The organism is Rothia nasimurium, assembly GCF_042660305.1.
Taxonomy (GTDB): Bacteria; Actinomycetota; Actinomycetes; order Actinomycetales; family Micrococcaceae; genus Rothia; species Rothia nasimurium.
On sequence record NZ_JBHSTW010000004.1, the window covers coordinates 1 to 24,565 of the forward strand.

General features: G+C 53.2%; 21 protein-coding genes and 1 pseudogene. 6 read left to right on the forward strand and 16 right to left on the reverse strand.

Features of this window, described 5'->3' with window-relative positions; translation table 11 throughout:
• The first annotated feature begins 111 nt into the window (after positions 1–111).
• Complete coding sequence (locus ACFP6B_RS01930) at positions 112–1,878, forward strand: type ISP restriction/modification enzyme (RefSeq protein WP_377126112.1); 1,767 nt, start codon at positions 112–114, stop codon at positions 1,876–1,878.
• On the opposite strand, the gene ACFP6B_RS01935 is transcribed toward ACFP6B_RS01930, so the two are convergent.
• The 5 genes from ACFP6B_RS01935 to ACFP6B_RS01955 are packed head-to-tail and all read right to left on the reverse strand — an operon-like array spanning position 1,840 to position 6,089.
• Positions 1,840–2,091 carry a DUF6262 family protein gene (locus ACFP6B_RS01935; protein ID WP_377126115.1) on the reverse strand — a complete coding sequence of 84 codons (252 nt, stop codon included), beginning with the start codon at positions 2,089–2,091 and terminating at the stop codon, positions 1,840–1,842. The two genes, ACFP6B_RS01930 and ACFP6B_RS01935, sit on opposite strands and share 39 nt — an antisense overlap.
• 14 nt (positions 2,092–2,105) lie before the next feature.
• Complete coding sequence (locus tag ACFP6B_RS01940; RefSeq protein ID WP_377126118.1) at positions 2,106–3,020, reverse strand: hypothetical protein; 915 nt, start codon at positions 3,018–3,020, stop codon at positions 2,106–2,108.
• A 4-nt stretch (positions 3,021–3,024) separates the two neighbouring features.
• Positions 3,025–3,465 carry a DUF6262 family protein gene (locus ACFP6B_RS01945; RefSeq protein WP_377126121.1) on the reverse strand — a complete coding sequence of 147 codons (441 nt, stop codon included), beginning with the start codon at positions 3,463–3,465 and terminating at the stop codon, positions 3,025–3,027.
• Between the two features lie 21 nt (positions 3,466–3,486).
• Positions 3,487–5,709, reverse strand: coding sequence for a tyrosine-type recombinase/integrase (locus ACFP6B_RS01950; RefSeq protein ID WP_377126124.1), 2,223 nt, complete (start codon positions 5,707–5,709; stop codon positions 3,487–3,489).
• A complete protein-coding gene (locus ACFP6B_RS01955) occupies positions 5,703–6,089 on the reverse strand; it encodes a tyrosine-type recombinase/integrase (protein WP_377126127.1) in 387 nt (128 codons plus the stop codon). Before ACFP6B_RS01955 ends, ACFP6B_RS01950 begins: the two co-directional genes overlap by 7 nt.
• Here ACFP6B_RS01955 and ACFP6B_RS01960 point away from each other — a divergent pair.
• The gene (locus ACFP6B_RS01960; RefSeq protein ID WP_377126130.1) at positions 6,036–6,593 is read left to right on the forward strand and encodes a hypothetical protein; all 558 of its coding nucleotides are present in this window, start codon (positions 6,036–6,038) and stop codon (positions 6,591–6,593) included. The two genes, ACFP6B_RS01955 and ACFP6B_RS01960, sit on opposite strands and share 54 nt — an antisense overlap.
• 154 nt (positions 6,594–6,747) lie before the next feature.
• Complete coding sequence (locus ACFP6B_RS01965; protein ID WP_377126133.1) at positions 6,748–7,929, forward strand: XRE family transcriptional regulator; 1,182 nt, start codon at positions 6,748–6,750, stop codon at positions 7,927–7,929.
• 189 nt (positions 7,930–8,118) lie between these two features.
• Here ACFP6B_RS01965 and ACFP6B_RS01970 read toward each other — a convergent pair whose 3' ends face one another.
• The 6 genes and pseudogenes from ACFP6B_RS01970 to glf form a co-directional block, all read right to left on the reverse strand.
• Positions 8,119–8,331 (reverse strand): hypothetical protein, encoded by a 213-nt coding sequence (locus ACFP6B_RS01970; protein ID WP_377126136.1) that lies wholly within the window; start codon positions 8,329–8,331, stop codon positions 8,119–8,121.
• 223 nt (positions 8,332–8,554) lie between these two features.
• Positions 8,555–9,265: pseudogene (locus ACFP6B_RS01975) on the reverse strand (CpaF family protein); the annotation flags it as partial.
• Positions 9,266–9,769: 504 nt separating this feature from the next.
• A complete protein-coding gene (locus ACFP6B_RS01980) occupies positions 9,770–10,546 on the reverse strand; it encodes an ABC transporter ATP-binding protein (RefSeq protein ID WP_377126139.1) in 777 nt (258 codons plus the stop codon).
• 5 nt (positions 10,547–10,551) lie between these two features.
• A complete protein-coding gene (locus ACFP6B_RS01985; protein WP_377126142.1) occupies positions 10,552–11,421 on the reverse strand; it encodes an ABC transporter permease in 870 nt (289 codons plus the stop codon).
• 8 nt (positions 11,422–11,429) lie between these two features.
• The gene (locus ACFP6B_RS01990) at positions 11,430–13,409 is read right to left on the reverse strand and encodes a glycosyltransferase (RefSeq protein WP_237199761.1); all 1,980 of its coding nucleotides are present in this window, start codon (positions 13,407–13,409) and stop codon (positions 11,430–11,432) included.
• Positions 13,410–13,438: 29 nt separating this feature from the next.
• Positions 13,439–14,626 carry a UDP-galactopyranose mutase gene (gene glf, locus ACFP6B_RS01995; RefSeq protein ID WP_135013292.1) on the reverse strand — a complete coding sequence of 396 codons (1,188 nt, stop codon included), beginning with the start codon at positions 14,624–14,626 and terminating at the stop codon, positions 13,439–13,441.
• A gap of 338 nt (positions 14,627–14,964) precedes the next feature.
• On the opposite strand from glf, the gene ACFP6B_RS02000 reads away from it, so the two are divergent.
• Positions 14,965–18,714, forward strand: a complete 3,750-nt coding sequence (locus tag ACFP6B_RS02000; RefSeq protein WP_377126147.1) for an FtsK/SpoIIIE domain-containing protein — start codon at positions 14,965–14,967, stop codon at positions 18,712–18,714.
• On the opposite strand, the gene ACFP6B_RS02005 is transcribed toward ACFP6B_RS02000, so the two are convergent.
• The gene (locus tag ACFP6B_RS02005) at positions 18,680–19,063 is read right to left on the reverse strand and encodes a hypothetical protein (RefSeq protein ID WP_377126150.1); all 384 of its coding nucleotides are present in this window, start codon (positions 19,061–19,063) and stop codon (positions 18,680–18,682) included. The genes ACFP6B_RS02000 and ACFP6B_RS02005 overlap by 35 nt on opposite strands.
• Positions 19,064–19,350: 287 nt before the next feature.
• Between ACFP6B_RS02005 and ACFP6B_RS02010 the strand changes: the two genes are divergently transcribed.
• Positions 19,351–19,599 (forward strand): WhiB family transcriptional regulator, encoded by a 249-nt coding sequence (locus ACFP6B_RS02010; RefSeq protein WP_135013289.1) that lies wholly within the window; start codon positions 19,351–19,353, stop codon positions 19,597–19,599.
• A gap of 82 nt (positions 19,600–19,681) precedes the next feature.
• On the opposite strand, the gene ACFP6B_RS02015 is transcribed toward ACFP6B_RS02010, so the two are convergent.
• The 3 genes from ACFP6B_RS02015 to ACFP6B_RS02025 are packed head-to-tail and all read right to left on the reverse strand — an operon-like array spanning position 19,682 to position 23,285.
• Complete coding sequence (locus ACFP6B_RS02015) at positions 19,682–21,223, reverse strand: sensor histidine kinase (protein WP_377126154.1); 1,542 nt, start codon at positions 21,221–21,223, stop codon at positions 19,682–19,684.
• Between the two features lie 32 nt (positions 21,224–21,255).
• On the reverse strand, positions 21,256–22,638 hold the full coding sequence (locus ACFP6B_RS02020; protein ID WP_377126157.1) for an AAA family ATPase: 1,383 nt from the start codon (positions 22,636–22,638) through the stop codon (positions 21,256–21,258).
• Entirely contained in the window at positions 22,638–23,285 is a 648-nt protein-coding gene (locus ACFP6B_RS02025; RefSeq protein WP_237207164.1) for an SAF domain-containing protein, read from the reverse strand. The genes ACFP6B_RS02020 and ACFP6B_RS02025 overlap by 1 nt, the downstream gene beginning before the upstream one ends.
• 212 nt (positions 23,286–23,497) lie before the next feature.
• Between ACFP6B_RS02025 and ACFP6B_RS02030 the strand changes: the two genes are divergently transcribed.
• Complete coding sequence (locus ACFP6B_RS02030; protein ID WP_377126160.1) at positions 23,498–23,728, forward strand: helix-turn-helix domain-containing protein; 231 nt, start codon at positions 23,498–23,500, stop codon at positions 23,726–23,728.
• A gap of 10 nt (positions 23,729–23,738) precedes the next feature.
• Here ACFP6B_RS02030 and ACFP6B_RS02035 read toward each other — a convergent pair whose 3' ends face one another.
• On the reverse strand, positions 23,739–24,296 hold the full coding sequence (locus ACFP6B_RS02035; RefSeq protein ID WP_237185401.1) for a hypothetical protein: 558 nt from the start codon (positions 24,294–24,296) through the stop codon (positions 23,739–23,741).
• Between the last annotated feature and the right edge of the window lie 269 nt (positions 24,297–24,565).

The window sequence follows — 24,565 nt, forward strand, 5'->3', positions numbered from 1 at the left end:
TAACGCTCATATTTTTGCCGCGGGTGGGGCCGTTGTCTAGTTGGTGGGGGTGGGGTGCGTGTCTACTTTTGAATAAGCCTCAATACACGAAGTAAAAAGAATCCTCCTCTTATGGCAGATTTCAAAGTCATAGGTGATGGAAACGCCAGACACGATCGACATCTTAGCAATTTATATGCTTATTTCTGGCGATGGGCGACGTGGAAGGCATTTGAATCCACGAATAACCCTGACACCCCACAAGGTGATGAAGGTGTTATTTCTTTTATCACTGCCTCTGGCTACCTATCTAGCCCTGGATTCAGAGGAATGCGCAAATATCTTCGAGAAAAGTGTTCCCATGGCTGGATAATTAATCTTACCCCTGAGGGAATAAATTCCCCAAATAATGTTTTTGACATTTCTACACCTGTTGTGATTGCAATTTTTGTACGTACTGAAAACACATCATCAAACTCACCTGCAGAAATAAACTATATTGATATTTCTGGAACACGTGAAGAAAAGTATGAAAAACTTTCTCGATTAGAGCTATCGGATAGCTCTTGGAGGAAAGTACGAGACTCTTGGACAGATCCATTCACTCCAGCACCTAACAATATGTGGGATCATTACCCAGCCACAGGTGATATTTTTCCTTGGAGAGCCAACGGTATAATGACAGGGCGCAATTGGGTCTATGCAACTACTGAGAACACCTTACATGAGAGACTCAGTGCTGTTACGCATCAATCCGACATGAATATAAAGTCAAAAATGTTCAAAGAAGGTAGTGGAATAAGCTTGGAAACTTCCAAGGAACCGCTACCAGGTGTTGATGTAGAAAAAAATACTAGGACTCCATTTAAAAATAATCTTGTCTACTTGAATGACTCTGCAATAGTGCGTTGTGGTTATAGGTTCCTTGACAGGCAATACTTAATTGCAGATAGCAGACTAATAAACAGGCCCTCTCCGACGCTGTGGCATGGACGGATAAGTGGGCAGGTATTCAGCTATGAGTTACATTCAGAATTTCCTAGACGGGGGCCGGCGATGGTCTACTCTGCTCTCATCCCTGATGTTCATTTCTTTCGAGGTTCAGGCGGAGGTCGGTCGATCCCTAAATTCCACCCAAATGGTGACCTAAATATTGCACCGGGCTTGCACGAAGCTCTACAGTCAGTGTTAGGCTCAATGATTTCGGAAAGCGATATATTTGACTATGTAGCTGGAATTACTGGTCATTCTGGGTTCGTTGATTACTTTGAGGACGAACTTCAAACTCCAGAAAGCCGTGTGCCAATTACAAAGAATCCCCAGCTTTGGAGTAAGGCAGTTATGTATGGTCGCTATGTTCAGTGGCTCCATACTTTTGGGGAATCAGGTGAACATCCAAACGGCCTAACGAAAATTAGAGATGCGCTGAATACTAATCTTTTACCTAAATACGAAAAATCCATTGGCTCCGCCGCCCCCTCTAAAAACACTATTAGATATGAACCAAGCACTAAAACTCTCCACATAGGGGAAGGTCTCTGGTCAAATATTTCAGAGGAAGTCTGGGATTACAGCGTAGGAGGCAATAAAGTATTGAAGAGATGGCTTGAGCAACGCTGCATCTCTCCTAAAAAGAACGTTAATAGTCCTCTTGATTTAATTGTGGAGAAGAATTGGCTTCCAGAGTGGTCTGAAGAACTTGATAAAGTAATCTCGATTATTGCTTTGCTGGTTGATATAGAAAAAGATATGGAAACGTTGCTCAAGGACATCATGAAAAATGATATTTTCACAAAGGATGAGCTTAGCAGCAACGGGGTGCAATGGCCTGAAAGCGATAAGGATAGAGTTCCACATCGATCACTCAATGATGGCGATGAGGGAACGTTGCCGTTCTAGTACTTTTCTCCAATGCGAATGACCCTTTAAATATTTGCGGGAGACCCCGGCTTCTCTGGCTAGGCCTGAGATGGTGAGGGGGTCTCCTGCTTTTTTCATGCGTTCTAGGGCTGCTTGGGTTTTGTCGTAGGCTTTTTGAGAGCGTTTTTGGGCTTCGGTACGGAGGATTGCTGCTTGTTTGATGCGGGCTTCAGGAGTGAGGTTTCTAGACATATTGGTTGTGCCGTTTAGTAAGTGATATAGGTCTGTGCAGTTGCTGATACACCCAGGTATTTTCCTTTGGGTTTCCAGTACCCGATCGCGAGAATCAGCTGCCCTTTAGCCAAGTTCGCCGCAACTGGGTCGTCTGTGTAGATACTCAGGCTAATAATCTTATCCTCTCTGGGCACTTTAGCTCTGGCACTATTGAGAACCCAGATTGAGTACCTTTTTGCCTTATTTTTTTTCGGGGTGTCTCCTACTTTGCCGTAGAGCACCATAGGGCGCTTTGGATCTTCACTTGCTGCTTGGTAGAGTTTGGCGGCGTCGGTAGCAGCTGAGTAAAAGAACTGTTCCCACCGGTAGGTCTTGCCAGCGTATTTGATGCGGAAATGCTTTTTTGCTTCGTCCTCTTCATCGAAGCGTTCAAAGAGTTCGAGGATGGCAGCAGCAGTCTGTGTGACCTGTTGGAGGGTCGGTTCACGGTGGCCGGTGTCCTTGGTGGTGTGTAGGGTTTGTATGTCGTCTGCTGCTCTGCCCTCTTGTCTTGTTGCTTCAGGAGCATCGTTGTTCATTTTTCTGGGAATAGTGAGTAGATAGTGGTTCTCTACTTTCTCGATTGTGTCTTGGTAGGTGGTGTGCAGCTGGTGGATTTGGGCCATGATGTCGTAGCTGCACTGTTCGATATGGGCGGCATCTGGGGCTAGGTGGAAGTTTCCGCTGACGGTACTGAGTGTCCCGTTCTTGTTCGTGCGGGTGTACTTGGTCTTGGCTGCGGCTGCTGCCCGGCAGGGAGTGCCTTGTGGGTCTTTTCCTGCGCAGTAAAACTTTTGAGTAAAGAAACTCGGGTTTTCTTCTTTTGAGGGGATGACACTACCCTCAAGGAGCTGATCGTTATCAGTGTGTACCTTGGGGATTTTTGCGTGACGGTTGGGTTCGTTCATGGTTTTAGATTTTTCCTTGCTTAGTTAGTTTTCCGTAGATTACCTGGTTTTGGTGTTCTAGTGCGTTGATGTGTTTTTTGAGGTCTCGTATTTGGTTGCGGTGTCGTTGTTCTTGGTCGTGGAGTTGTCGGCGTAGGGCTGCGATGATGGCTGATTCGCCGGTGGGTTGGGTTTCTGGGTGTCGGGTTGGTGCGCCTTTTTGTTGGGCTGCTAGGTGGCGGATGCGGGTGGCGAGTTCTTCGTTCTGGTGGAGGAATTTGGTGGAGACGCCGGCTGTGCGGGCGACGGATGAGAAGCTGATAGTTCCGCCGTCTTTGATGAGTTGGCGGATACCTTTTTCTGCTTTGGCTATTGCGGTGGCGGTGCGATTTCGTCCTGCTTCACGTAGGGCTTCGTCGCGTGCATCTTCGTTGCCTGATCGGGACTGGGTGGGTTCGGTGCTCATAGGTTTCTCCTTGGTTTGGTTCTAGCGGTGGGTTCGGAGATTTGCTTGTACTGGGGTCTTTGGGCCGGTAGCTGGGTTGGTGATGAGGGTTAGAGCTACGCGGCCGGTGGTGCCTGCCCCTGAGATTGCTTGTGCCCCGGTGGTGTTTTCATCTTCGAGTTTGGTGATGATTGCTTCTAGGGATGCTTTTTCGCGCAGGCGTCCGGTGAGCCAGACGTTTGTTTCTGGCATGGGTTCGCCGCGGCGTGCTTGGTACTGTTGCTTGCGGGAGGCGATGAGGGATTCGAGGCGGGTGAGTTGGGCTCGGTGTTCTTCTAGGTAGGAGGCGTCGGTGGCGAAGGCGCCGCAGGGTAGGCAGGCGTTGCCTTTGTCGCAGGTTTGGGTGGGTGGGAGCATGCAGTAGCCGTTGGGTAGGATGCGGTCTGCTCTGTGGTCGAGTTGGCTGATTTCGAGGAGGTCTCGGGGTGAGAGGCCCAGGTCGCGGCCGTCTGAGCCGACTTTTTTGTAGCGTAGGAACTCGGCTTCTGCGGTGGCTGCTAGGGTTTCGGCGTAGCGCATGGTCATTTCTGGGGAGCGGTGCCCTAGGTAGCGTTGGACGACGTGCACCGGTACACCGTTGTTCAGTAGTTCGGTGGCGCGGGTGTGTCGTAGGCGGTGGGTTTGGGTGAAACGGAGTTGTTCTCCTGCGGTGTTGGTGAGTTTGACGAGGTTATCGAGGCGTTGGAGGACGTCACTGTAGGACTGGTAGGAGCGGGGTTGGTTGCCTTTGAAGTTTCCGCGGGGGTTGGTGAAGAGGTAGGGGTGTGGTTGGCCGGGGTATTTTTCTTCAACCCAGGCTTGTTGTTCGCGGATGATGTTTACTACTGCGGTGTCTACCAAGATGGTTGGTTCTATCCCATCTACTTTGGTTTGTTGGTAGGTCATGCGGGCGATGAAGGAGTCTTCTTGTATTTTGGCTGGGTCTACATCGAGCATGGTCAGCGGTTCGTAGTCCATCATGAGGATTTCGGAGGCGCGGCGGCCGGTGAGGGCCTGGATGAGCCAGATACGCGCTACTTGTTCATCTCCTATCCCCTGGTAGGTGGCTGGTTCGCGGCCGGGTAGGTTGATGGTGATGGTTTGGTCTGTAGGGGTTTTGAGGATGTCGATGTGGGCGAGCATAGCTGAGAGTTCTTCGGGCTCGAAGTAGGTGACCGGGTGGGCTTTGCGGTTGCGTTTGCGCTGGTAGGTCGGGAAGAGGCGGGTGTGGTCTGCGGTGAGGTTGCCCCAGGCTGGTTCACCGGCTGATTCTGCTATGAGGGCCTTATTTTCATAGGCAAACTCGTAGAGCCTTTGGACGGCGTTGATGACGTTGTAGGTGGTGTTGTCACTGAGGGCTTTGGAGTGGCAGCCTTCGACTGGGGTTTTGAGGTAGTCCACGAACCCGGTGGTGATACGGCGGATAGCTGGTAAGTCCTCCCCTAGGGTAACGGGGGTGTGGTCTGTGGTGTTGAGGTATTTGCTGAAGTAGTTCAGCGCAGTGATGTGTGATCCTAGGGATGTCCAGGTGTAGTAGCCGTAGGTGAGGGCTTGGGAGAACCAGTAGCGTACTGCTTCTTTGAGCCAGGGCTGGGTGAGTTGGGTGAGGTGTAGGTTTCGTATTAGGTGAGGTTCGTTCTCTCGTCTGGGGATGCGTGGGTCTAGTTTGAGGTTCCAGATGTCGTGGCTGTACCAGGGGGCATCAGTGCAGCGCACAGCTAGGTGTGCGTGCAGGGTGTTGGCTAGTATTTCCAGGTTGCGTAGCCCACCGGGTGAGGGGTAGTGACCTTTGCGGGTGTAGAAGATGCGGGTTGCTTCTTGAATGAGACGGAAGGGTTTGATGTCTATGAGGCTGGTGGTGTTTGGGGCGGGGGTGCGGCAGATGAGGCTGGTTACCGCTTGGGAGTACCAGCGTAAGATTGCTGGGTCGGGTCTGTAGGTTCCTTCATTCCAGATGGTGTAGATGAACCAGGCAATTTCTTGGTTTGCGCGGGTGTACCCGGTGGAGTAGTCGTAGGTTTTGCGGGTGTATTTTTTATTTGATTGTCGTGCGAAGGCGTTTTTGTGGGGCTCTGTATCAAGTCGGTAGGCAGGGGTTGTCCAGGGGTCAGGTACGGTGGCCCATTGCGCTGCCCAGGTGTGCCCTTGCTCGGAGGTGTTGCCAGGTAGATGGGGTAGGGCGGTGATGTGGGCGGCGGGTGTGCTGTGTTGGGCCTGTTCTACCATGAGCGCTCCTGTACCTGGTTGCTATCGGTGGTGTGGTTTTCCCAGCCCTGGGCGTAGGCTGCCCAGGAGCCAGCTGCGCGTAGTTCTGCGTCCTCTGTCACCCATGCGTAGGTTTCTAGGGTGGTTTGGATGTGTTGGTGTCCAAGCCGGCGCATGACTATATGCGGTGGTGCCCCAGAGAGTAGGAGGGCTGTTGCGTGGGTGTGGCGGAACCAGTGCGGTGTCCAGTTGGGGTTTACGTTGCTGAGGGCGTCTTTGCGTTTGAGACGGCACACAATGTCATAGATGTTCCCCTGCCCCAGTGGGGCAAAGGGAGTAGGGGCATCGTGACCGGTGACGAAAATGAAGTGCTCGGTGAGCTCATCAATGAACATATCCATCCCAGCATCTACCAGTACCCACACGTAGGCCGAGTAGAGCGCTGCCAGGTCATCTCCGATATAGATACGTCCTCACAACCGGCGCTCTTTGACCTATCGCCTAGCATCAGCAGCCATCAGGAAACTTCATATAGAAGAAAGGGACTGCGGGCTTCACCGAACACAATGTTCTGCCAGCTACTGATTGAAACAGGAAAGTATGGGCTCCCCACCAAAAGTACCTTCTCTGCACTAACGGCAAGTATCAGCGATCCGCTTTTCGTTTTTGAAGTAGATCTAGAAGAAGCAGAAGCTATCGCCAACCAGCTCATTGAGGATAAAGCCCCAGAGTTAGAGTTCATCTTCACCATTATGAACAACATTGCGACACCCGTTGCACCCTCAACTTCTGTACCTCCGACGCCTGTACCAAATATCGAGGTTCGCCGCGCGCTCGACACTGAAGATGCCCCCAACAAAGCTCCCTTCGCAGACGAGAAAAACAAAAGCCAGCAAGAGGGCTAGAAGTCATGATTTGATACCGCGAAAAAATATACTCATTTTTTCTTGCATAGATTAGGATTGGAGGTAGAATCGTTAGTTTGTAGCTCGCTCAAGCTACATACACCACCTAACAATTAGCATCAAAAACACTAACTTCAGAAGGGCAAGAGCTGACATGAACACTAGTGTTCCATCGGTTGCAACCCCTCAATCTACAACCGCAGAACCCACTCAACTATCCTCTTATCGCTCTCAGGAACAGCAGATTGCAGCACCTGAGACTGTTAGGAAAATGCGTCTACGCCGCGGCATGACACTCGCACAGATTTCAGAAGCAGTCGGCAAACAGCCCAGCTGGGCCTCAAAAATCGAAAAAGGGAAACTCGATCTCAAGGGTGAAGACCTTGAAGCCTACGCTTCCATCCTTGAGGTACCAACGACCTTGCTTACCATCGATTTACCGAGCGTCGAGTCGCAGGGAATGATGTTCCGTAAATATCGTGTTCCCCAAAAAACAGTAGACATGCTCGAAGCAGAAGCATCTATACGCCTACATGTTATTGATAAAGTCCTTGAAGCATCCAAGCAGAAAAAGGCCCCAACGTTCAAGCAATACAGAGCAGAAAACGATGACCAGGTAGTACAAGTCGCCCACCAAATACGTGCACAATGGGGCGTCTCTCCAGATCAACCGCTAACGAACATCGCAGGCTACTTAGAGAGTGAAGGCATTATCTTAACAGGCCTGCCGATTCAGATAGCGAAGGTAAATGGTGTATCTTACTGGCACGATGAGCAGACAGCCCCGCTCGTCATGCTGACACATGCGACAACAGACAACACCAGACGGTTCACATTGGCTCATGAATACGCCCACCTAGTGCTTGATAAATACTCCCCCGAGCCAGGAGACACCCCAAAATATATTGAGGATCGTGCAGACCTATTTGCCGGTGAGCTCCTAGCCCCCTACGAAAGCATCAAACACCAGTTCCTATCGTTAAAGACAGGAGACCTTGATGGTTTGATGAATCTATCTCGCTACTGGGGGCTACACCCGAAATCGTTTGTAACTCGTGCTTCTTTACGCCGTGACATCAGCAAAGACCAGGCTTCCTCTTGGTACAAACGACTTAACGGGTCATACCGGCATATCATCAATAATGAAGCCCCGCCCTATCCCGTCCGTTTTACCGCCATGTCAGATATTCTGAACTACCTTCGAACCTACAGCTGGAATCTGAAATCTTTGCTAGCGATTACCCATGTAAGCAAGCATGATTTGGAAGCTGTGGTAGGTGTAGATAACGAGATTATGGCGCTTGCTGGCCGCCCAGCTCTTCGAGTAATGACGTAACCTCCTATCTCATATATGCCCAAAGGCCCCTGACAGTCATTTACTGTCAGGGGCCTTCCTGCACAATCTTGCTGGAGATACTGAAGAATCAGCTTGGTGGCCAGCACTCTATGATGGGGGTCTCATCTCAGCTTGACTATCCCCCTATATTTTTCCCCAAATCAAAAATTGCCCCGGCGCCTTCAAGCACTAAAAGACAGATGCATCACCGCGGAGAATATCTTTGCGAGCTTCAACTGTATCTAAGTGATTTTCTTGGCTACCAGTGCTTATCAACTTGCTATTACGTAAGTGAGAGTGAGACGCCAGAACCTGAGAACGTGCCCGCGACTGAGCGCGCAGCTTTTCTCCTTCTTCCGCATAGTAAGCGGCGTACAGTTCCGTTTCTTCGTCTTTGGTCATGATCTTGATTTCACCGTTTTTCTACATCTGGTGGAACTTCTATAACCATTGTAGGGGTACCAACCCATCACGAGGCTGGGGGTACGCCGCCTTTATGATGGGATTGTCGGTATCTAGCTTTTATTTGCTTCCATGAACTATAGATAACACTGTTACCCATGTCCCTGAAGTCCCTCACAGAGAATTTGGGTAACTACGGTGCTACACAGTTTCTAGCTATAGATAACCCCGGGAGCCCGGAGTTGAGCGCGATGAGCATATCAAGAGACTCAGCCTCGCGTACCTCACCAATGATGAGGCGGTCGGGTCTCATGCGCAAAGCCTCTTTCACTAGACGCCGGAGAGGAATCTCGCCATGGCCTTCCAGGTTGGGCTGACGGCACTGCAAATTCACAACATCGCGGAGGGGAATTTTGAGCTCAAAAATCTCCTCACAGGTGATAACGCGCTCCCGCATGCCAATAGATGCTGACAGGCAGTTCAACATGGTTGTTTTGCCAGCCTGAGTAGCACCAGAGACCAGGCAATTTAACCCGCTAGCCACGGCTGCATCTAAAAACTTTGCCGCATCTAAGCTGAGAGACCCCAGCTTAACCAAATCGCTCAAACGAGTTGCTCGCGCAATAAACTTACGGATATTGATGGCCCAATGACGGCGGGTAACATCAGGAATAGCTACATGGAGCCTAGAACCGTCCGGCAAGGAGCTGTCGACAAAAGGTGTGCTCAAATCAAGACGTCGTCCCGAGGTCTTGAGCATACGCTCTACCAGCGCACGAATCTGTTCCTCGCTCAGGGTAAGCCCGGTGAGCTCAGACTCTCCAGCACGAGCCACAAAAATCTCGTCCGGAGCATTAATCCAAATCTCTTCAACAGAACTATCATCAAGATACTGCTGAATCTCGCCAAAGCCGCATACCTTGTCGAAAAGGGAGCTGATCAGGGAGTCAGCGTTCTCAAGTCGCGGTACTACGCCCCGTAGCATCTGGCGCTCGTACTCAGCGATGGCCTGCTGGATGAGCTCCTTAGCTTCCACCTGCTGTACGAGCGGGTCGATGCTGCTTCGGCGAATCAAGTCACGCACGTCTGCTTCAACCAGCTCTTCTGCTTGCGCTATAGACATCTGTCCCCCTTACGCTCCATTGCGATCAGTCGATGAATTACCAAACAAGATACAGTTGATTAGGCGAAACAATCAAACACCCCAGGGCCACCCTGTGGATAACCGCGCCCCGTATACCCTTACCCAGCCAACAAGAATGCAATGAAGTTGCACCTGACAAGCCATAACGCATGAAGACTAGAGTTTTTCCACAGCACCTCAAACCTACTACGGATAAACGTAATGTTTTGACACACAACTAGTTACTGACTAGTAACAACGCACAAAAATACCCACAAGCTATCTAGCTTGTGGGCATTTTTGGGGAAGGCTTCCTTAGTGGGATTTTGCCCTCATGAATTCAATCGCTTCGTCAATAGGGCCATCGAACTGCTTAGAGCCATGATCCAGGACCACTCCGCGTTCACAGATCTTTGCCACCAAATCAAGGTCATGGCTCACCACAACCAGGGTTTTCCCTTCAGCACTCAGATCTCGAATCTTAGCGATACATTTCTTCTGGAAAGGTTCATCACCCACAGCCAGAATCTCATCCACTAAGAAAATCTCCGGATCAGTATGAACAGCTACAGCAAAAGCCAGTCGCAGGTACATACCCGACGAGTAGAACTTAACCTCGGTATCGATAAAGTTGCCAATTTCAGAGAATTCAACAATTTCATCAAATTTTGCTTCAATCTGTTCCTTGCTCATACCAAGGATGGCAGCGTTCAGATATACGTTGTCACGCCCGGTCAAATCGGGGTGGAAACCTGCTCCAACCTCGATAAGCCCAGCGATGCGTCCGCCGGTCAATACCCTGCCCTCATCCGGGTGCATCACACCCGAAATCAGCTTGAGCAGGGTAGATTTACCCGAACCGTTATAGCCCAGCAGGGCAATGCGCTCGCCTTCGCGAATGTCCAGAGAAACCCCGTTAAGAGCATTGAACTTCTCATTCAAGTCCCCCTTACGGCCCTTCATCAGCCAGACAAAGGCCTCCTTCATCGACCGAGTATGGCGCAGCACAAAGCGCTTCACCAGAGACTCAACCTTGATAACCACAGGAGCATTATCTGCCACGGGTGGTAAATCAAACTTCTTGATATCCACGTAAATCAGAGCTCCTGGGCGAAGTTGCCCTCTAGCTTACGGAAGAGTAAGTCACCGAGGAACAGGGTCACGAGAGAAACACCCAGGGCAACAGGTACCCACAGGGTAAGAAGGTGCGGAGGGATTTGAGATACCGGCAGTGCAGCAGACTCAGCTGAAAGGGTAGGCATCCAGAAAGCATAGTGGAAGAGCTCAACAGCCACAGTGAGCGGGTTCATCATGTACACGTTCATTACCCAGGGGTAAAGGGTATCGCGCACCATGGTCCACGAGTACAGGACCGGTGAGAACCAGGTAGCAACCATCAGGAGCATATCCACAATATTCTCAGAATCGCGGAAGAAAACGTTAGCTACACCGAAGATGAGGCCCAAGCCCGCTGAAAAGATCATCACGATAATCATGGCGACCAGGGCCGCCCCCAGCTGCTTCAGATCAGGGCTCCAACCAGCTACAAAACACGCGCCAAGAAGCACCAGAATCTGAGGAAGGAAATGGATAAGAGCCACCCAAATCGTTGAAACCGAGAACAGTTCACGAGGTAGATAAATCTTCTTGATGAGCGCGCCGTTAACTACCATGGCTTTAGCCCCGTTACTAAACCCTTCAGAGAAGAAGTTAATAACGATCATTCCAGAGAATAGGTAGATGGCGTAGTTCTGCATACCGCGTTCTAGCCCCAAGAAAAGACCTAAGGCGATATAGAAGACGGCGAACTGCACCCCAGGCTTGATATAGGACCAGAGAATACCGAGCACCGAGCCCCGGTACCTTACCTGTATCTCCTTATCAACCAGGAGTTTTAGCAAAAATCTGTTAGCAAAAACATCCCGTAGCCCACGGCCCTTACCGGGGGCTACGAGTTGTTTATTCATCGAATCATTCATCGAGTAAGTTCTGACTCCGTATGCTTGTCGAAGGTCTTCTTCCACTCTTCGATAGAAGTAATACGCTCTGCGGCCTCGGCATACTGCTTGCGCAGAGTAGGCCATTCACGCAGAATTTGAGCGGTCAGTTTAGATGACTCGATGAGCTTTGAACGGAGCTGTTCTGGGTCACGGCGGTACCACGAAACTGCGGTACCTTCAGCGTTTGATACCAGAGCCGAGTCGTACTGGGACATACGCCACCAGCGGTTATCCTGGTGAGCAATATGAGCCTGGGGGTTCTGCTTATATTCATCGCGCACAGGCTTGACCAGCTGCTTAGTGACAGTCTTCAAGGCCCAGGGAGCAAGAGTACGGTAAGACGGAGCAGCAAAACCACGGCCGTTGCGAGGGGGCTTTGCCATCCGCGGCTCAGGGAAGGACTCGACGTCTTCCTTGAACTGGGCGTCAGTGTACTCCTTAGTCAGAGCACGAATTTCGGGCAGACGCTGGGCAAGGAGGTCATGTAGCTGATCGGGGCCAGCAAGGATATCCTTCAGCGCCATAATACGACCGTGCTCGGTAAAGTACTGCATCGAGATAAGGTGCTTGACGTCTGCATAGAGCGACTCACGCAGCAGGCGTCCGCCTCGCTCATAGGGTGAGTGAATCAGCGAAGCAATGATGCGGTTACGGATGTGGAAGTAAGCCTGCCAGCCTACGAGGTCGTCTTTATCAATCCACGATACGTGCCAAACAGCGGCACCGGGAAGCGAGACGGTGTGGTAGCCGGCCTTTTTCGCGCGCAGGCCGAATTCAACGTCATCCCACTTGATGAAGACAGGCAGTGACAGACCAATTTCACGAATGACCTGGGTAGGAATTAGGTCCATCCACCAGCCGTTGTAGTCCACGTCAGTGCGGCGGTGCAGCCAAGGGGTGCTACGCAGGTTGGAGTGCAGGAAGTCATGCCCCAGGGACTGGTCCTGGTGGGGCAGGTCAGGCTGGAAACGATAGGTGTTGACGACCTCGCCGAAGGTGTGCAGAACGGTACGGTTGTACAGATCAAACATGTGGCCACCTACGATAGTAGGCTTACGGCACATATCAGCGAAGGTGAGCAGTCGGATAATAGATTCCGGCTCAACAACCACGTCATCATCGAGCAGCAGGGCGTAGTCAGAACCGTTTTCTACAGCCTCGTACATACCGCGGGCGAAGCCACCTGAACCACCCAGATTCGCCTGGTTAATAATACGAAGCTTACCCTGCAAGGTAGCAGCAACTTCTTCAAAGTCAGGCTCGTCCTGGAGCTTCTGAGAGCCCTGGTCGACGATGAGAACTTCTTGCAGATGCTCTAGAACCTCGGGGTTAGCAGCCAGAGAACGCAGGTTATTCAGGCAGAATTCCTGCTTGTTCATGGTGGTAATTTCCAGGGTGATGCGACCGGGAGCCTTGCCGTTATCAGCGCCCTGCCACTCTGCTGATTCCAGCACCAGAGCTTCAGAGCCAGCGGCGAGTTCGAACCAGTACCAGCCGCCATCGCCGAAGGGCTTCAGCGAGAGGTCAAACTGGGTAGTGGCAGCACCTTCTACGCGCTTGGAGTCTACACGCTGCAGCGAGCCACGAGCGTTTGACTTGTACACGATGACGGTGCCTTCGCCGTGAGTCTGGATATGCAGGCGGACGGAGGTCAGGTCAGTCCAGCGCTTCCAGTAGGATGCGGGGAAGGCGTTGAAGTAGGTGCCAAAGGAGAGGCGGGTACCGGGGCGCACGAGGGTGGAGCGACGACCAATGAAGTCTTCAGTGTGTGCTTCGTTTGCTGAACCGCCGCTGCTCTTGACCGGAGCTTTCTCGTCCTTCAAAGAGTCGTTCTGGCTCAAGGCACCGTTCATGGTGGAGAGCTGCACACCGGTTGCAATACCCGAATCGACGTAAAGCGATACGGTGTCCATCTGAGCGCGTTCGGGGAAGATAACGCGCTGCAGGGTTTTCATAGGGGTCTCTTGGGTGTTCTGCATAAGTTTTAGGCCTCGATTCCGCCAGATACCAGCTTTTCGCCCTTTTCGAAGTGAGGGCGGAGCTTGTTGTCGAACATGGAGAGTGCAGCACCGATAGCCATGTGCATGTCAAGGTACTTGTAGGTGCCCAGGCGTCCGCCGAAGAGCACGTTCTGCTCTCCACCAGCGAGTTCGCGGTACTTGAGGAGCATTTCGCGGTCAGCGCCGGTGTTGATGGGGTAGTAGGGTTCGTCGCCCTTTTCTGCGAAGCGTGAGTATTCGCGGTGAATGACGGTAGCGTCCTTGGTGTAGTCACGCTCGGGGTGGAAGTGGCGGAACTCGTGGATGCGGGTGAAGGGGTGGGTTGCGTCGGGGTAGTTCATGACGGAGCAGCCCTGGAAGTCTTCGATGTCAAGGACTTCTTCTTCGAGGTCGATGGTACGCCAGGAGAGGTCACCTTCAGCGTAGTCGAAGTAGCGGTCTACGGGGCCGGTGTACACAACGGGGACCTGGCCGAGGACCTTGGAACGGGAGTATTCGTGGCCCTCTTCAAAGAAGTCGGTGTTGAGGTGCACCTCGATGTTGGGATGGGCTGCCATGCGCTCAAGCCAGGCGGTGTAGCCGTCGACCGGTAGGCCTTCGTACTTATCGTTGAAGTAGCGGTTGTCGTAGTTGTAGCGCACGGGCAGGCGGGAGATGATGGACGCCGGCAGGTCAGCGGGGTCGGTCTGCCACTGCTTTGCGGTGTAGTGCTTGATGAAGGCTTCGTAGAGCGGACGCCCGATGAGAGAGATCCCCTTATCGTTCAGGTTCTTGGGGTCGGTTCCTGCGAGTTCACCGGCCTGCTCCTGGATCAGGGCCTTGGCTTCTGCCGGTGAGTAGGCGGCGTTGAAGAACTGGTTGATAGTGCCCAGGTTGATGGGCATGGGGTACACGATACCGTTGTGGTTGGTGTAAACGCGGTGGGTGTAGTTGGTGAAGCCGGTGAAGCGGTTGACGTATTCCCAGACGCGTTCGTTAGAGGTGTGGAAGAGGTGGGCGCCGTAGCGGTGAACTTCGATTCCTGTCTTCTCTTCGTTTTCGCTGTATGCGTTACCGCCGATGTGATGACGGCGGTCGAGCAGGGCTACCTTGAGGCCAAGCTGGGTAGCAGCTTGCTCTGCAATGGTGAGGCCAAAGAGGCCAGAGCCTACGACTACGAGATCAGCGTTCACTTAACTTACTCCTTGTTAGGGGTTGCACAGCTATCGTGGGGAGTCTGGCAACCGTGCTCTGCTACTACAGCGTAGAAGCTTAACTTCGGTGTGTTCCTTGCGCGCAAGGTAAACACAGTTAATAACAAAAGTACCGGATATAGTCGGCTACTACCCGCTAACAGGCTGTAAAGATCGTGTGATTATTCCCCGGTCTTCCCCTGTGCTAGTGCTGTGTGCAGAGGAACCTCAACTTTTTTCGCGGAAAGACAGAAAAACAATGGTGAGAGTTTGTTTTTCCGTTTTGTGCCCTTGCAATGGCAGGTCTCCAGAACTTAGGTAGCTTTATGAAGCTTTTAGTGCGCGTCCAGCAGCCACCGGCGGGATCTTACCGAACAGTGGAGTTTGATTATTCGCCCGGCACAACTGGAGTAGATATCTACCGAGAACTCTCTAATGTGTGGGGTAGCGATAATTTCAGTTGGGGTGTTCAGGGGCAAGATATCAGGGAGCTTACTCCCGGCCAGGCTCCCTGGACTAGTGGTGCCCAGCTCACGGTGCTGCCCCTTGCATCTCATGCAACAGTTCTTCCTTTCCCAGAGGAGAAGGCCCTGTTTACCTTACGTGTGGTGCACGGGCCAGATTCTCATTCTCAGTTTCCGCTGTCTCGAGGTAGCTGGGAAATTGGTAGGCAGGCTTCCCTGCTCACAATCGACGACCCAGCGCTTGCACCGATTGAGGGCTTCCTAGAGGTGACGGCTAGCGGTGTGTATTTCTCGGATGAGGGCTCCCACCGCAAACTTGAGGTAGGGGAAAAATTTATTCTGGGTGGGAGCGTCCTTGTGCTTGACCAGTATGAGTACCGCGCTCCCCTCTTTCGTGACCCGGTAGTTCAAGACATTGATGCTCCCGCCCCTAAGTCCAAGCTGCTACTGGTAGCAACGATGGTTCTACCTCTCATTGTGGGCCTTCTGATTGCCTGGTTGACCCAGCTGTGGCTTGTTCTTCTCATGGCCTGTGGGTCCTCACTCTTAATGGGACTTCACGCTTTTTCTCAGGGGCGCGAAAGATCCTCTGTGCGCCGTCAGATAACGCAGCTTGCTCGGGAGGAAGAGGACGCTATAGCCCGCTACCGCGGGGCTGACCAGGTTGATGCTGATACAGGCATCGTGATAGGACGCGGCACCCGGCCAGTACGAATTAGAGGCAAGCAACGTGAGCTAGGGAGCCTCCCTGAAGTCCAGGGAGCCCCTTATGTCATAAGCGTAGAAGAACTTGCGCCCCTAGTCTCTGGGCTTCCTCTTTCGACCCAGCGTTTAGCCCTCTGCCAGCTCTTGGCTCAGAATCAGCCGGTCTACCTTCTTGTTCAGGAGCAGGAGGCTACTTGGTTTTTGCGTCTCATTGACCCGCTTCTTGCAGCAGCAAACGTGTGCACGGTGTCTCTTGCAGAGCTCAGTAGTTTAGAAACAGGTTTTTTGGTGTGCTCCTATCTGCCGCCGTCCTTACCTCCACAGCTTCTCCCCTTTCCCTTAGCCAACAAAGGGCTTCATAAAGAGCCTGCAGAGCTCTTTTCTCAGTCAACGAGCTGGCATGACGTCGTTTTAGACGGAATCAGCGAAGAGCGTTACTGTGCTCTCCTGGCGAGTTGGGGAAGAGTCACTACATCCTCTCTTCTCCAGAGAGTTAGCGTTGCAGCAACGAATACTTCTCAACTACCTGCTTATGCTCTCCCTGAGCTGCCGGAGGGTAACCAGCCGGGGAATCTATGGGCAGAAGAGATCTTTCTGTATGCGGGGCTAGCCTGTGAAAGTAACGATGACCTAAAACTCGGCCTTGTGCATCATGGCCCGCATTTTCTCTGTGCAGGGACTACAGGTTCAGGTAAGTCCCAGCTTCTTCGTTCCCTGCTATGGTCTGCAGCCCTCAGCTACCCGCCTCAGCGTCTTTCCTTCGTCCTCATAGATTTCAAAGGTGGTGCTGGTTTAGGCCCTCTAGCGTCTCTACCCCATTGTGTTTCGCTCATCTCTGACCTTGACGCGTCTCAGCTAATGCGCACTATGAAGTTCTTGCGGGCAGACCTTACCCACCGCAAACAGGTCTGGAAGCAGTTGGGCGTCAGTTCCTATGACGATTATATCGACCTCTGCAGAAACGCCCGCACAGCGCCTGATTTTCCGGAGCTAATTATCTGCATCGATGAGTTTCGCATGCTTGTCGATGATTACCCAGACATTATGAGCGAAATGATGAAGATAGCTACGATTGGCAGGTCGCTGGGTTACCACCTCGTCCTAGCTACCCAGCGCCCGCAGGGAGCAATTTCTCCCGATATCAGGGCAAATATCTCAACAGTGATGTGCCTTAGAGTAAGTTCTGCCCAGGAATCTTTCAATGTTCTAGGCTCGGAAGAAGCTTCTCATATCTCTGCTAGCTTCCCGGGGCGGGGCCTTCTACGGAGTGCAGATAATGAGATGGTTGAGTTTCAAGCTCCTTTAATCACGGGACTTTACAGGCAAGAGCACCAAGGACGATGCCGAGCACGTTTTGTGCTCGATTTGCCTGGTTCTCAGGAGCCCACCGATTGCCAGGCTCTGAGCGATGCAGAACTCGATACCACCAATACGGCTATCTACCAGGCCTACCAGAATGCACATCAGCTACCGACCTATCAGCCAATTCCGGCATCACTCTCAGCTCCTTGCCATACAGATTTGCCGGAGTCTGCTGGCCCCTTTACCTTATTGCTCGGCCAGTACGAGATAGCAGAACTAGGGTTTCAAGCCCCCTTTATCTGGTCGGCGGAAGATGGCCCAATTTTAGTACAGGGAGGCAGCAACGAGTGGATACCTGCGCTTCGGGTAACCCTCCTTCAAGCTCTCACTCAAGGGTACGCCGTATTATGTCTTACGCCGTCAGAACAGCGCGCACGAGAGATACGCAGCTGGGGCAAGGAATACGCAGAACAGTTTGACGTCTTTACCTACCAGGATTCCAACTATCTTCAGCACCTTCTAGCCTGCTGCACAGAAGCCCCAGGACCGGGCCAGCTCCTCATCATAGATACGCTAGAAACACTGCTAGATACGCTCCAACGGTACCCGGCTGCAGAAGCTCACCTGCAACAGATTCTCAACTTGGGTGATCACCCAACAGTTCAGGTTTTCTGCACTTCAGTAACAGGTGTACGAGGTAAGTACCAGCATATCTTTGAGCACACCTTCATGACTCGAGCAGCTGTTGAGAATGACCCTCTTCGTACCCACACTAGGGATTACACCCTGCCGGGCAGCGGGCAGTTTGCGATAGAAGGAAAGGTTATCTACGACTCCTCAGAAGGAAAAGTACAGGCAGGCACACTTGCTTGGACAGAGCTCAGCGCTCCGCTAGCTGCCCCAAAGACCGGTGCTCGGCAAGGCCCTAACCACCTGTTAAGCGACTCCCACAGATACTGGCTTTCCTGGCGTCCGCTCCCCTTGCACTCCCCGGTCAGCTCCCTCCCGTCAGCAGCCAAGCCCCACACCGGCGCGCTCGCCTGCGGTGTACTCAGGGACGGCTCGGTAGCCTTTACCCCGCCTTTGCGAGGTGGATTTATCAGCGTCAGCGGCCCGAGGGGATCCGGAAAAACGAGCCTACTTACGACCCTCGTCCAAGCTAATCCTGAGCATTTCTTCATTGTTATTTCATCAGATACCGGCACCGCAGCAGAAGATATCAGTCAAGCTCTTGCACGGAGCGAGAGCCTGGGGCTCCGCCCCATTCTGCTCATCGACGACCTTGATAAGCTCAGCCACGATATACAGCAGACGATACTAGCCCAGAAAGAAAAGTTTGGGTCTGTTGTCGTGACCTACACACCCTGGCCACGGTGGAGTAGCTCACCGATTCTTGCTGCCCTCAGCGGTACCTCTACGGGTATCGTGCTTACCCCGCATAGCTCCGCAGACATGTCCTTCTACCCGGGCGTACCTCTCCCCCTTGACCTTAAAACTTACGGCCAGCTCCCGGCAGGGCGGGGAGTCATGATTGATCACGCAACTATTACGGCTTTTCAGGCAGCCTTACCCGACGAACAGGTTACCGGGAGGAAGGAGCCAGATGCTCAAGAGTAGAGCGGGTAAAAAGTAGCAGGATGACAGCTCCGCTTATGCCTACCGTTGCTAGCCCTACCAGGTAATCTCCACCCAGAGTAGTTTGAACGCCGATGATAACCGCAAAGAGTTGCCAGACAAGCACGAGAGGCTGCCCAAACCGCTGCGCCTTCCACACGGCAACAGCGCCCACGGCCAGAGCCAGAGCAATAATGAAATAAAAGGAGGCAATAACTGACGCTCCCCCAATATCGGCAGAAGCGAAAGTCCCGATGAGAGCAGTAACCACTAGATACAGGGCCTGAAGGAGGCTCAGCCCGACCAAGATTTTCACGGGAACTGGAAGGGCTGAAACGCTGGAAGAAGCCACGTCTATCTCATTTCTCTATGTACGAAGAAAGGGTCTCCTATCTAGAATAGGCACCCGGGAGTGTCACCTCTCACCCCGGCACCCCTTTGTGCACCCGCCTGTGACATTTACCTCAGGGCTGCAAGCAGATTTTCGCTCACAACCCCCTTGTATGACGCCCCATATCGTGGGAAAGTTATTGAGGTTCAAGTTTGGCTCCTTCTAGGAAAGGGGCCAGATTTTTTTGTTAGTTGCTGAGCTACTTTGCCTCAGCTTTAATCCGGTAAACCCTATAGGAGAGCATGCTAATGGATTGGCGTAGCCGTGCTGCTTGTCTTGAGAAAGACCCTGAACTCTTTTTCCCCGTAGGAAACACCGGGCCCGCCCTTCTTCAGATTGAAGAAGCTAAGAATGTCTGCCGCAGCTGCACTGTGATGGATACCTGCCTGCAGTGGGCTATCGAAACAGGCCAGGATTCTGGTGTGTGGGGCGGTATGAGTGAAGATGAGCGTCGCGCTATGAAGCGACGTGCTGCCCGAGCCCGCAGGGCCTCATAGTAGCAACTTCATGTAAGTGTTCTTTAGGAGGGGCGAACCGGTGTACCGGTTCGCCCCTCCTTTTTATGCGGCTTTCCTTTAGCTACACAATGGCAGCTTCAATTGTCACCAGTGCTCCGCCTTCAGGAGCAAGACTCCAGTGAATAGTACCGTTGAGCTCGCTGGCTACCAGGGTTTTAACAATTTGAGTCCCTAGACCGGTTCCGCCGCCAGTTCCCTCTAGCTCTCTAATTTTTTCGGCGCTAATTCCGGGGCCGCTATCTTGAACCGTCACGATAATGCTGTGCTCTTGCCCTTCTGAGTAGCGATGCTGGCAACCGAGGGTTACGGTACCGGTTTCTCCAGCTAAACCGTGTTCTACCGCGTTAGCCACAACCTCATTAATAACGAGGGCAAGAGGGGTGGCAATTTGGCTGGGTAGCTTCCCGAAAGATCCCTCGATCCGGGTGGCAACGTGCTGCCCTGGCGAGGCAAGCTCGGCAGCAAGCCTAAACTGTCGGCTAATGAGGTCATCAAAGTCTACGTCCTGAGTTAGCCCCTGGGAAAGGGCATCGTGTACCAGCGCGATAGTGGAGACACGGCGCATCGCCTGTTCCAGGCCTTCCTTCGCTTCGGGGGTGGTCATGCGTCTCGATTGCAGGCGAAGCAGGGCTGAGACTGTTTGGAGATTGTTTTTGACCCGGTGGTGGATTTCGCGGATAGTAGCGTCTTTCGACATCATTTCTTGCTCTCGGCGACGCAGCTCGGTGACGTCGCGGCAGAGTAGCAGGGCCCCGTAGCGTTCTTCGCCCAGGCGTGAAAAATGGCGCAGGGGGATGGCACGGAAGGTGACGTTTTTGCGGTTGGCTTTGATTTCTGCGCGCCAGGGCATGCGCCCGGTAAGAACCAGGGGTAGGGTTTCGTCCGCCTTCTCACCGGCAGGTAGCAGGGCCCGGGTGATATCGAGTAGGCTCGCACCGAGCATGTCACCTTCGTAGTTGAGACGCTTGTAGATAGACAGAGCATTAGGTGAAGCGTAGGTAACCCGTCCGTCCGTATCAAGCATGACCAAGCCGTCGCTTACACGGGGGTTGCCGTGGGCCGTTCCAACAGGGGCGGAGAACTCGGGCCAGGCACCGCGCGAGACCATCTGTAGAAGATGATGGGAGACGTCGCGGTAGACCCTCTCCGCTTTCTGGCGCTTTCGGGTACCCAGGCTCTCGCGGTGGACCGACAAGAGGGCTACGGGTCTGTCATTGCGTATTAGCGGAATGAACTCGGTATCAAGGACGATATCGGTGAGGTTGTGCTCGTCATTGAGGGTCTTGGGGGTTTGGCTGTTCCAGCTTGCGACCGCCCGCTCGCAGAGGGCCGGGTCGAGCTCTTTGCCGACCCAGTCGGTGTGAAAAACCGTGTGGGTGGTGGAGGGGCGAATCTGGGCGAGGTTGATGAACCCAGCGGACGCCGGCAGCGGCTGGGACAGGGAGAAGTAGCCCTCGATGGTGTCGGCTTGGGGCGCCCAGAGCATGAGGTCGCAGTAGCCGGTATCTGCAATGATTTGCCACTCGTTAGTGAGCAGGTGGAGCCACTCGATATCGCCCGGCCCGTAAGCGCCGGTGCGCATGAGGATTTCAGTGAGTGACAAGGGGGGCCTCCTGGTGGTCTGGGCGGGGTGGGTTAGGAGCGGGGGCGGCGGGTAAATCGCACCCAGGGCTTCTTCTTTTCTACCATGCTCGGGCTCGGAGGGGGCGCTAGTGATGGGGCAGGTTTTCCGATCCCTAGGGTATTTCGGCTGGTGTCGGCGAGCGCCTGTAGCTGGCGGGCCAGTTCTGTTTGTGGGGCTACTTCAAGAATTGTTGTTCCTGCTAGGCGGGCTTTATCAGCGCTTGGGCTGTCTTCTGGTAGCTGGGCTGCTATGGGCAGGCTGGGGCCGAATCGCTCCCAGGAGTGTTCGAGAACGGCCTGGGCAGATGGGCCTAGGGCCTCGGTGCGGACGCGGTTGAAGACAATGCTGATTCTTTGATCAAGGGCTGGCCCAAGTACCTGGCTAAGGGTGTCGTAGGCTTTGATAAGACGCGGTACGCCCACAAGGTCTGCTAGGCCAAGAGCTATCAGGTGGTCAGCTCGCGCCAGACTGGTTAAGGTTGCGTCGTTTCGTTGGGGAGTCAAACCGTCAAAGCTCAGGGCTGGGTCTTCCTCAAGGCAGAAAGAGGTATCGATAACCACCAGGTCGTATGTTGAAACCAGTGTATCGAGTACGAGGTCGAGAGCGTTTGAGCGTACCTCTACCCAGCGATCTGGTCGGTTGATGCCGGTGATGATGTCGAAGTAGTGAGAGCGGTGCGAGACGGTGTGGGTAAGTTCATTGAGCTGTTGTTGGGTTATGCCTCCACGGTCTGCGTGGTGGCAGAGTTGGGCGAGGCTTGAGTAGTCATCAGTAAGGCCTAGAGCAGCTCCCACGGACGCCCCGTAGGTATCTGCGTCCACCAAGCAAACCGAGTACCCTGTTTCTGCGTAGGCTGCTGCCAGGTTGATGGCCAGGGTGGTGCGTCCCGGTGAACCGTAGGGGCCCCACACCGCTACTATCTTCCCTTCCGCAGGTGAGGGGGCAGGAGCGTCCTGCTTTTCGTCACCCCTTATGGGGTGACTTTGAGCCGGGGCGGAGAGGGCAGGCTCCTCGTTCTGAGCCTGGTTGGCCTGCTCACCGGTCTGCTCTGAATTCAGCAGGGTATCGACGGCCTTTTCGATCTCGCTAACGATCTCTGCGGTATCAGCTAGAGAATCAATCGGGTGGATGCCTTCTATAGGTGGCTGGGTTCCCTGGTCATTGACAAGACACACTGCCACCTCAAGGTGGTGCAGAGATTTAACCATGGAAAGGGTGAGTTCTTCTCCCCCGGTCACGATCAGCACAGCGCGGGCAAGGCCGCTTTGGGCAAGTCCCAGCATTTCACCGATATCGTGCACGTGCCTGACCACGCTCACCTGGCCACGTTGAGACTCAATGGCTGAAACGAAACGTCCGCCCTCATCACCAACAATAACGATAGGAACCTGCATTAGTTCCCTCCCGGTGCGTAGGCCGACGGAACCAGGCTGATGACCGCTCCCTTGCTGGTGGCACCGAGGACTGTGGGCAGGACGTCCTGGTTTACCCACAATTCAACAGCCGAACGGCCGGTTCCTCCAATCACAGATTCTTGGGCCGTTACAGAATGCACCTCGGCTGATTCTGCGATGACCACGGGATCACCGTACGAGTTGGCCCCCTCTGTTTTGTAGGCAACCCAAATATCTACCCGATTGCCAGGAGCATATTCGGCTACCGCGTACTGATCAAGTAGCAGGGTAACGAGCCTGCGCCCGTCGCTTACCTCGGTGGACAGCGACCGGGGTGAGAGAAGCTCCCCCGCAGCTAGCGGACGGGTAGCTACCGACCCGTCAGCGATTACTTGCTCCGCCGAAAGGTAGAGACCTGCTGATTCACCTAGCTTGACCTGGGCAGTTGTCACGTTATCGGTGGTAATTTTTTCGCCGATACCGATATCTTTACTGGCAACATAGTAGGGCTGAGTCTGGTTGGTAGCTCGGATAAGGCCGACGACGCCCAGAACCGAGAGAAGAATAATTAGGACGCCCGCCAGCAGCTTAGGGTCGCGGAACCCCGGCTTTCTGAAACGGGGAGCAAGATTTTCTTGAGCCATCATGACACCTCTTTGAGTCAGGAAGTTTTCCTCGTTGACAGCAGTTTCCCTAATCAGAACATCAATTTCAAAGATTGCACGTATTTTTGACCAAGGTTACGCAAAATCAAGCAAGTTATCCACAGGCCTTGCTTCTTCTATCAAGGTAGTTCAAAATGCACTAAACTAAAGCAAAGGATCCCCCACCTACTCCCCCGTTTCAGAAGGAACCAGATATGGTTGAACAGCGCTTTCTCACCCTGACCGACGTCGGTGAAATTCTCAATATATCCCCCAGCCAAACTCGCGCCCTGGTGCGCTCAGGGGAGCTGAAGGCCATCCAGATTGGCGGCAGAAACCAGTGGCGGGTTGAAAAGAGCATGCTCGAAGCATATATCAGCGAGCGCTATGCGATGACCGAAGAAGCCATTCGGGCCGAGCAGTCCGAACGAGCCGATATCTCCTAAAACAGACTGTTTATCCCGCTACCCTGATAGCGGCAATTGAGGTGAAGAGGACGCTGCGTGGAGCTCCCCGAGTTCCGCGGGCGTCCTCTTTGTGTGCCTGCTGCCCCACGATTTCACAGTAGTCAGCACCAACTGCCCACACTTTACCTGCACTGGTGAGACCGGTTCCTCCTGCATGATAAATATGGATGTCACGTTGGGCAGCGCTGAGGGCCCGTAGGGCAGATCCCAGCGTGAGTTTGCGAGACACTTCATGAGCTTCGCCCACGGCCTGGTGGTTTCCACCTTCCCAGTAAAGAAGGTGCGCAAGCGGAAGAATGAGGCCGCCGGCGTCCGTTTCTAGCTGAAGCCACCCCAGCCCCAAAGTCTCCAGTCTCCCCCGCCAAATATCTCCAGTAGACCCGTGAATAGTCAGCAGCTGCCCAAGCTGGGCTGCCAAACGGTCGGCCACGGTGACGCGAGAAAGCTCTATCTGGCGGAGCTCGCGAGCATCTGCCTCGTAATCTCGGTGTTTTTGTGCTTCCATCTGGATTTCGTAATCGCGGAAGAGCAAATCTAGGTGTGCCATGCACTGAGGATACCCCGCCAAGGAAAATTTATTGAAAAATTTGCTACAAGCCTCTTGAATCCATCTCAAAGGGAAGTAATATGATGCATAAATCATCAAACTACATCAAATGACATGATTTGAGGTGAAAGAAGTGGCATCGCGATTTTTTGCCCTATGTACAGCCAATCTAATTCCCCTCCTAGCACTGTGAACTAGCCCCCGAAAGTTGGACTGGTTTAATCCTAGACCGTCAGGGCTGCCAAAGCCTGGCTCCGATACCCCATCGG

What these genes read in the sequence shown, in the direction of transcription:
- ACFP6B_RS02010 (WP_135013289.1), top strand. Translation starts at nt 19,351, where the DNA reads ATGGATTGGCGTAGCCGTGCTGCTTGTCTTGAGAAAGACCCTGAACTC.
- ACFP6B_RS01990 (WP_237199761.1), bottom strand. Translation starts at nt 13,409, where the DNA reads ATGAAAACCCTGCAGCGCGTTATCTTCCCCGAACGCGCTCAGATGGAC.
- ACFP6B_RS01970 (WP_377126136.1), bottom strand. Translation starts at nt 8,331, where the DNA reads ATGACCAAAGACGAAGAAACGGAACTGTACGCCGCTTACTATGCGGAA.
- ACFP6B_RS01955 (WP_377126127.1), bottom strand. Translation starts at nt 6,089, where the DNA reads ATGGATATGTTCATTGATGAGCTCACCGAGCACTTCATTTTCGTCACC.
- ACFP6B_RS01985 (WP_377126142.1), bottom strand. Translation starts at nt 11,421, where the DNA reads ATGAATAAACAACTCGTAGCCCCCGGTAAGGGCCGTGGGCTACGGGAT.
- ACFP6B_RS02025 (WP_237207164.1), bottom strand. Translation starts at nt 23,285, where the DNA reads ATGATGGCTCAAGAAAATCTTGCTCCCCGTTTCAGAAAGCCGGGGTTC.
- ACFP6B_RS01930 (WP_377126112.1), top strand. Translation starts at nt 112, where the DNA reads ATGGCAGATTTCAAAGTCATAGGTGATGGAAACGCCAGACACGATCGA.
- ACFP6B_RS02030 (WP_377126160.1), top strand. Translation starts at nt 23,498, where the DNA reads ATGGTTGAACAGCGCTTTCTCACCCTGACCGACGTCGGTGAAATTCTC.
- ACFP6B_RS01935 (WP_377126115.1), bottom strand. Translation starts at nt 2,091, where the DNA reads ATGTCTAGAAACCTCACTCCTGAAGCCCGCATCAAACAAGCAGCAATC.
- ACFP6B_RS01950 (WP_377126124.1), bottom strand. Translation starts at nt 5,709, where the DNA reads ATGGTAGAACAGGCCCAACACAGCACACCCGCCGCCCACATCACCGCC.
- ACFP6B_RS01965 (WP_377126133.1), top strand. Translation starts at nt 6,748, where the DNA reads ATGAACACTAGTGTTCCATCGGTTGCAACCCCTCAATCTACAACCGCA.
- ACFP6B_RS02020 (WP_377126157.1), bottom strand. Translation starts at nt 22,638, where the DNA reads ATGCAGGTTCCTATCGTTATTGTTGGTGATGAGGGCGGACGTTTCGTT.
- ACFP6B_RS01945 (WP_377126121.1), bottom strand. Translation starts at nt 3,465, where the DNA reads ATGAGCACCGAACCCACCCAGTCCCGATCAGGCAACGAAGATGCACGC.
- ACFP6B_RS01940 (WP_377126118.1), bottom strand. Translation starts at nt 3,020, where the DNA reads ATGAACGAACCCAACCGTCACGCAAAAATCCCCAAGGTACACACTGAT.
- ACFP6B_RS02035 (WP_237185401.1), bottom strand. Translation starts at nt 24,296, where the DNA reads ATGGCACACCTAGATTTGCTCTTCCGCGATTACGAAATCCAGATGGAA.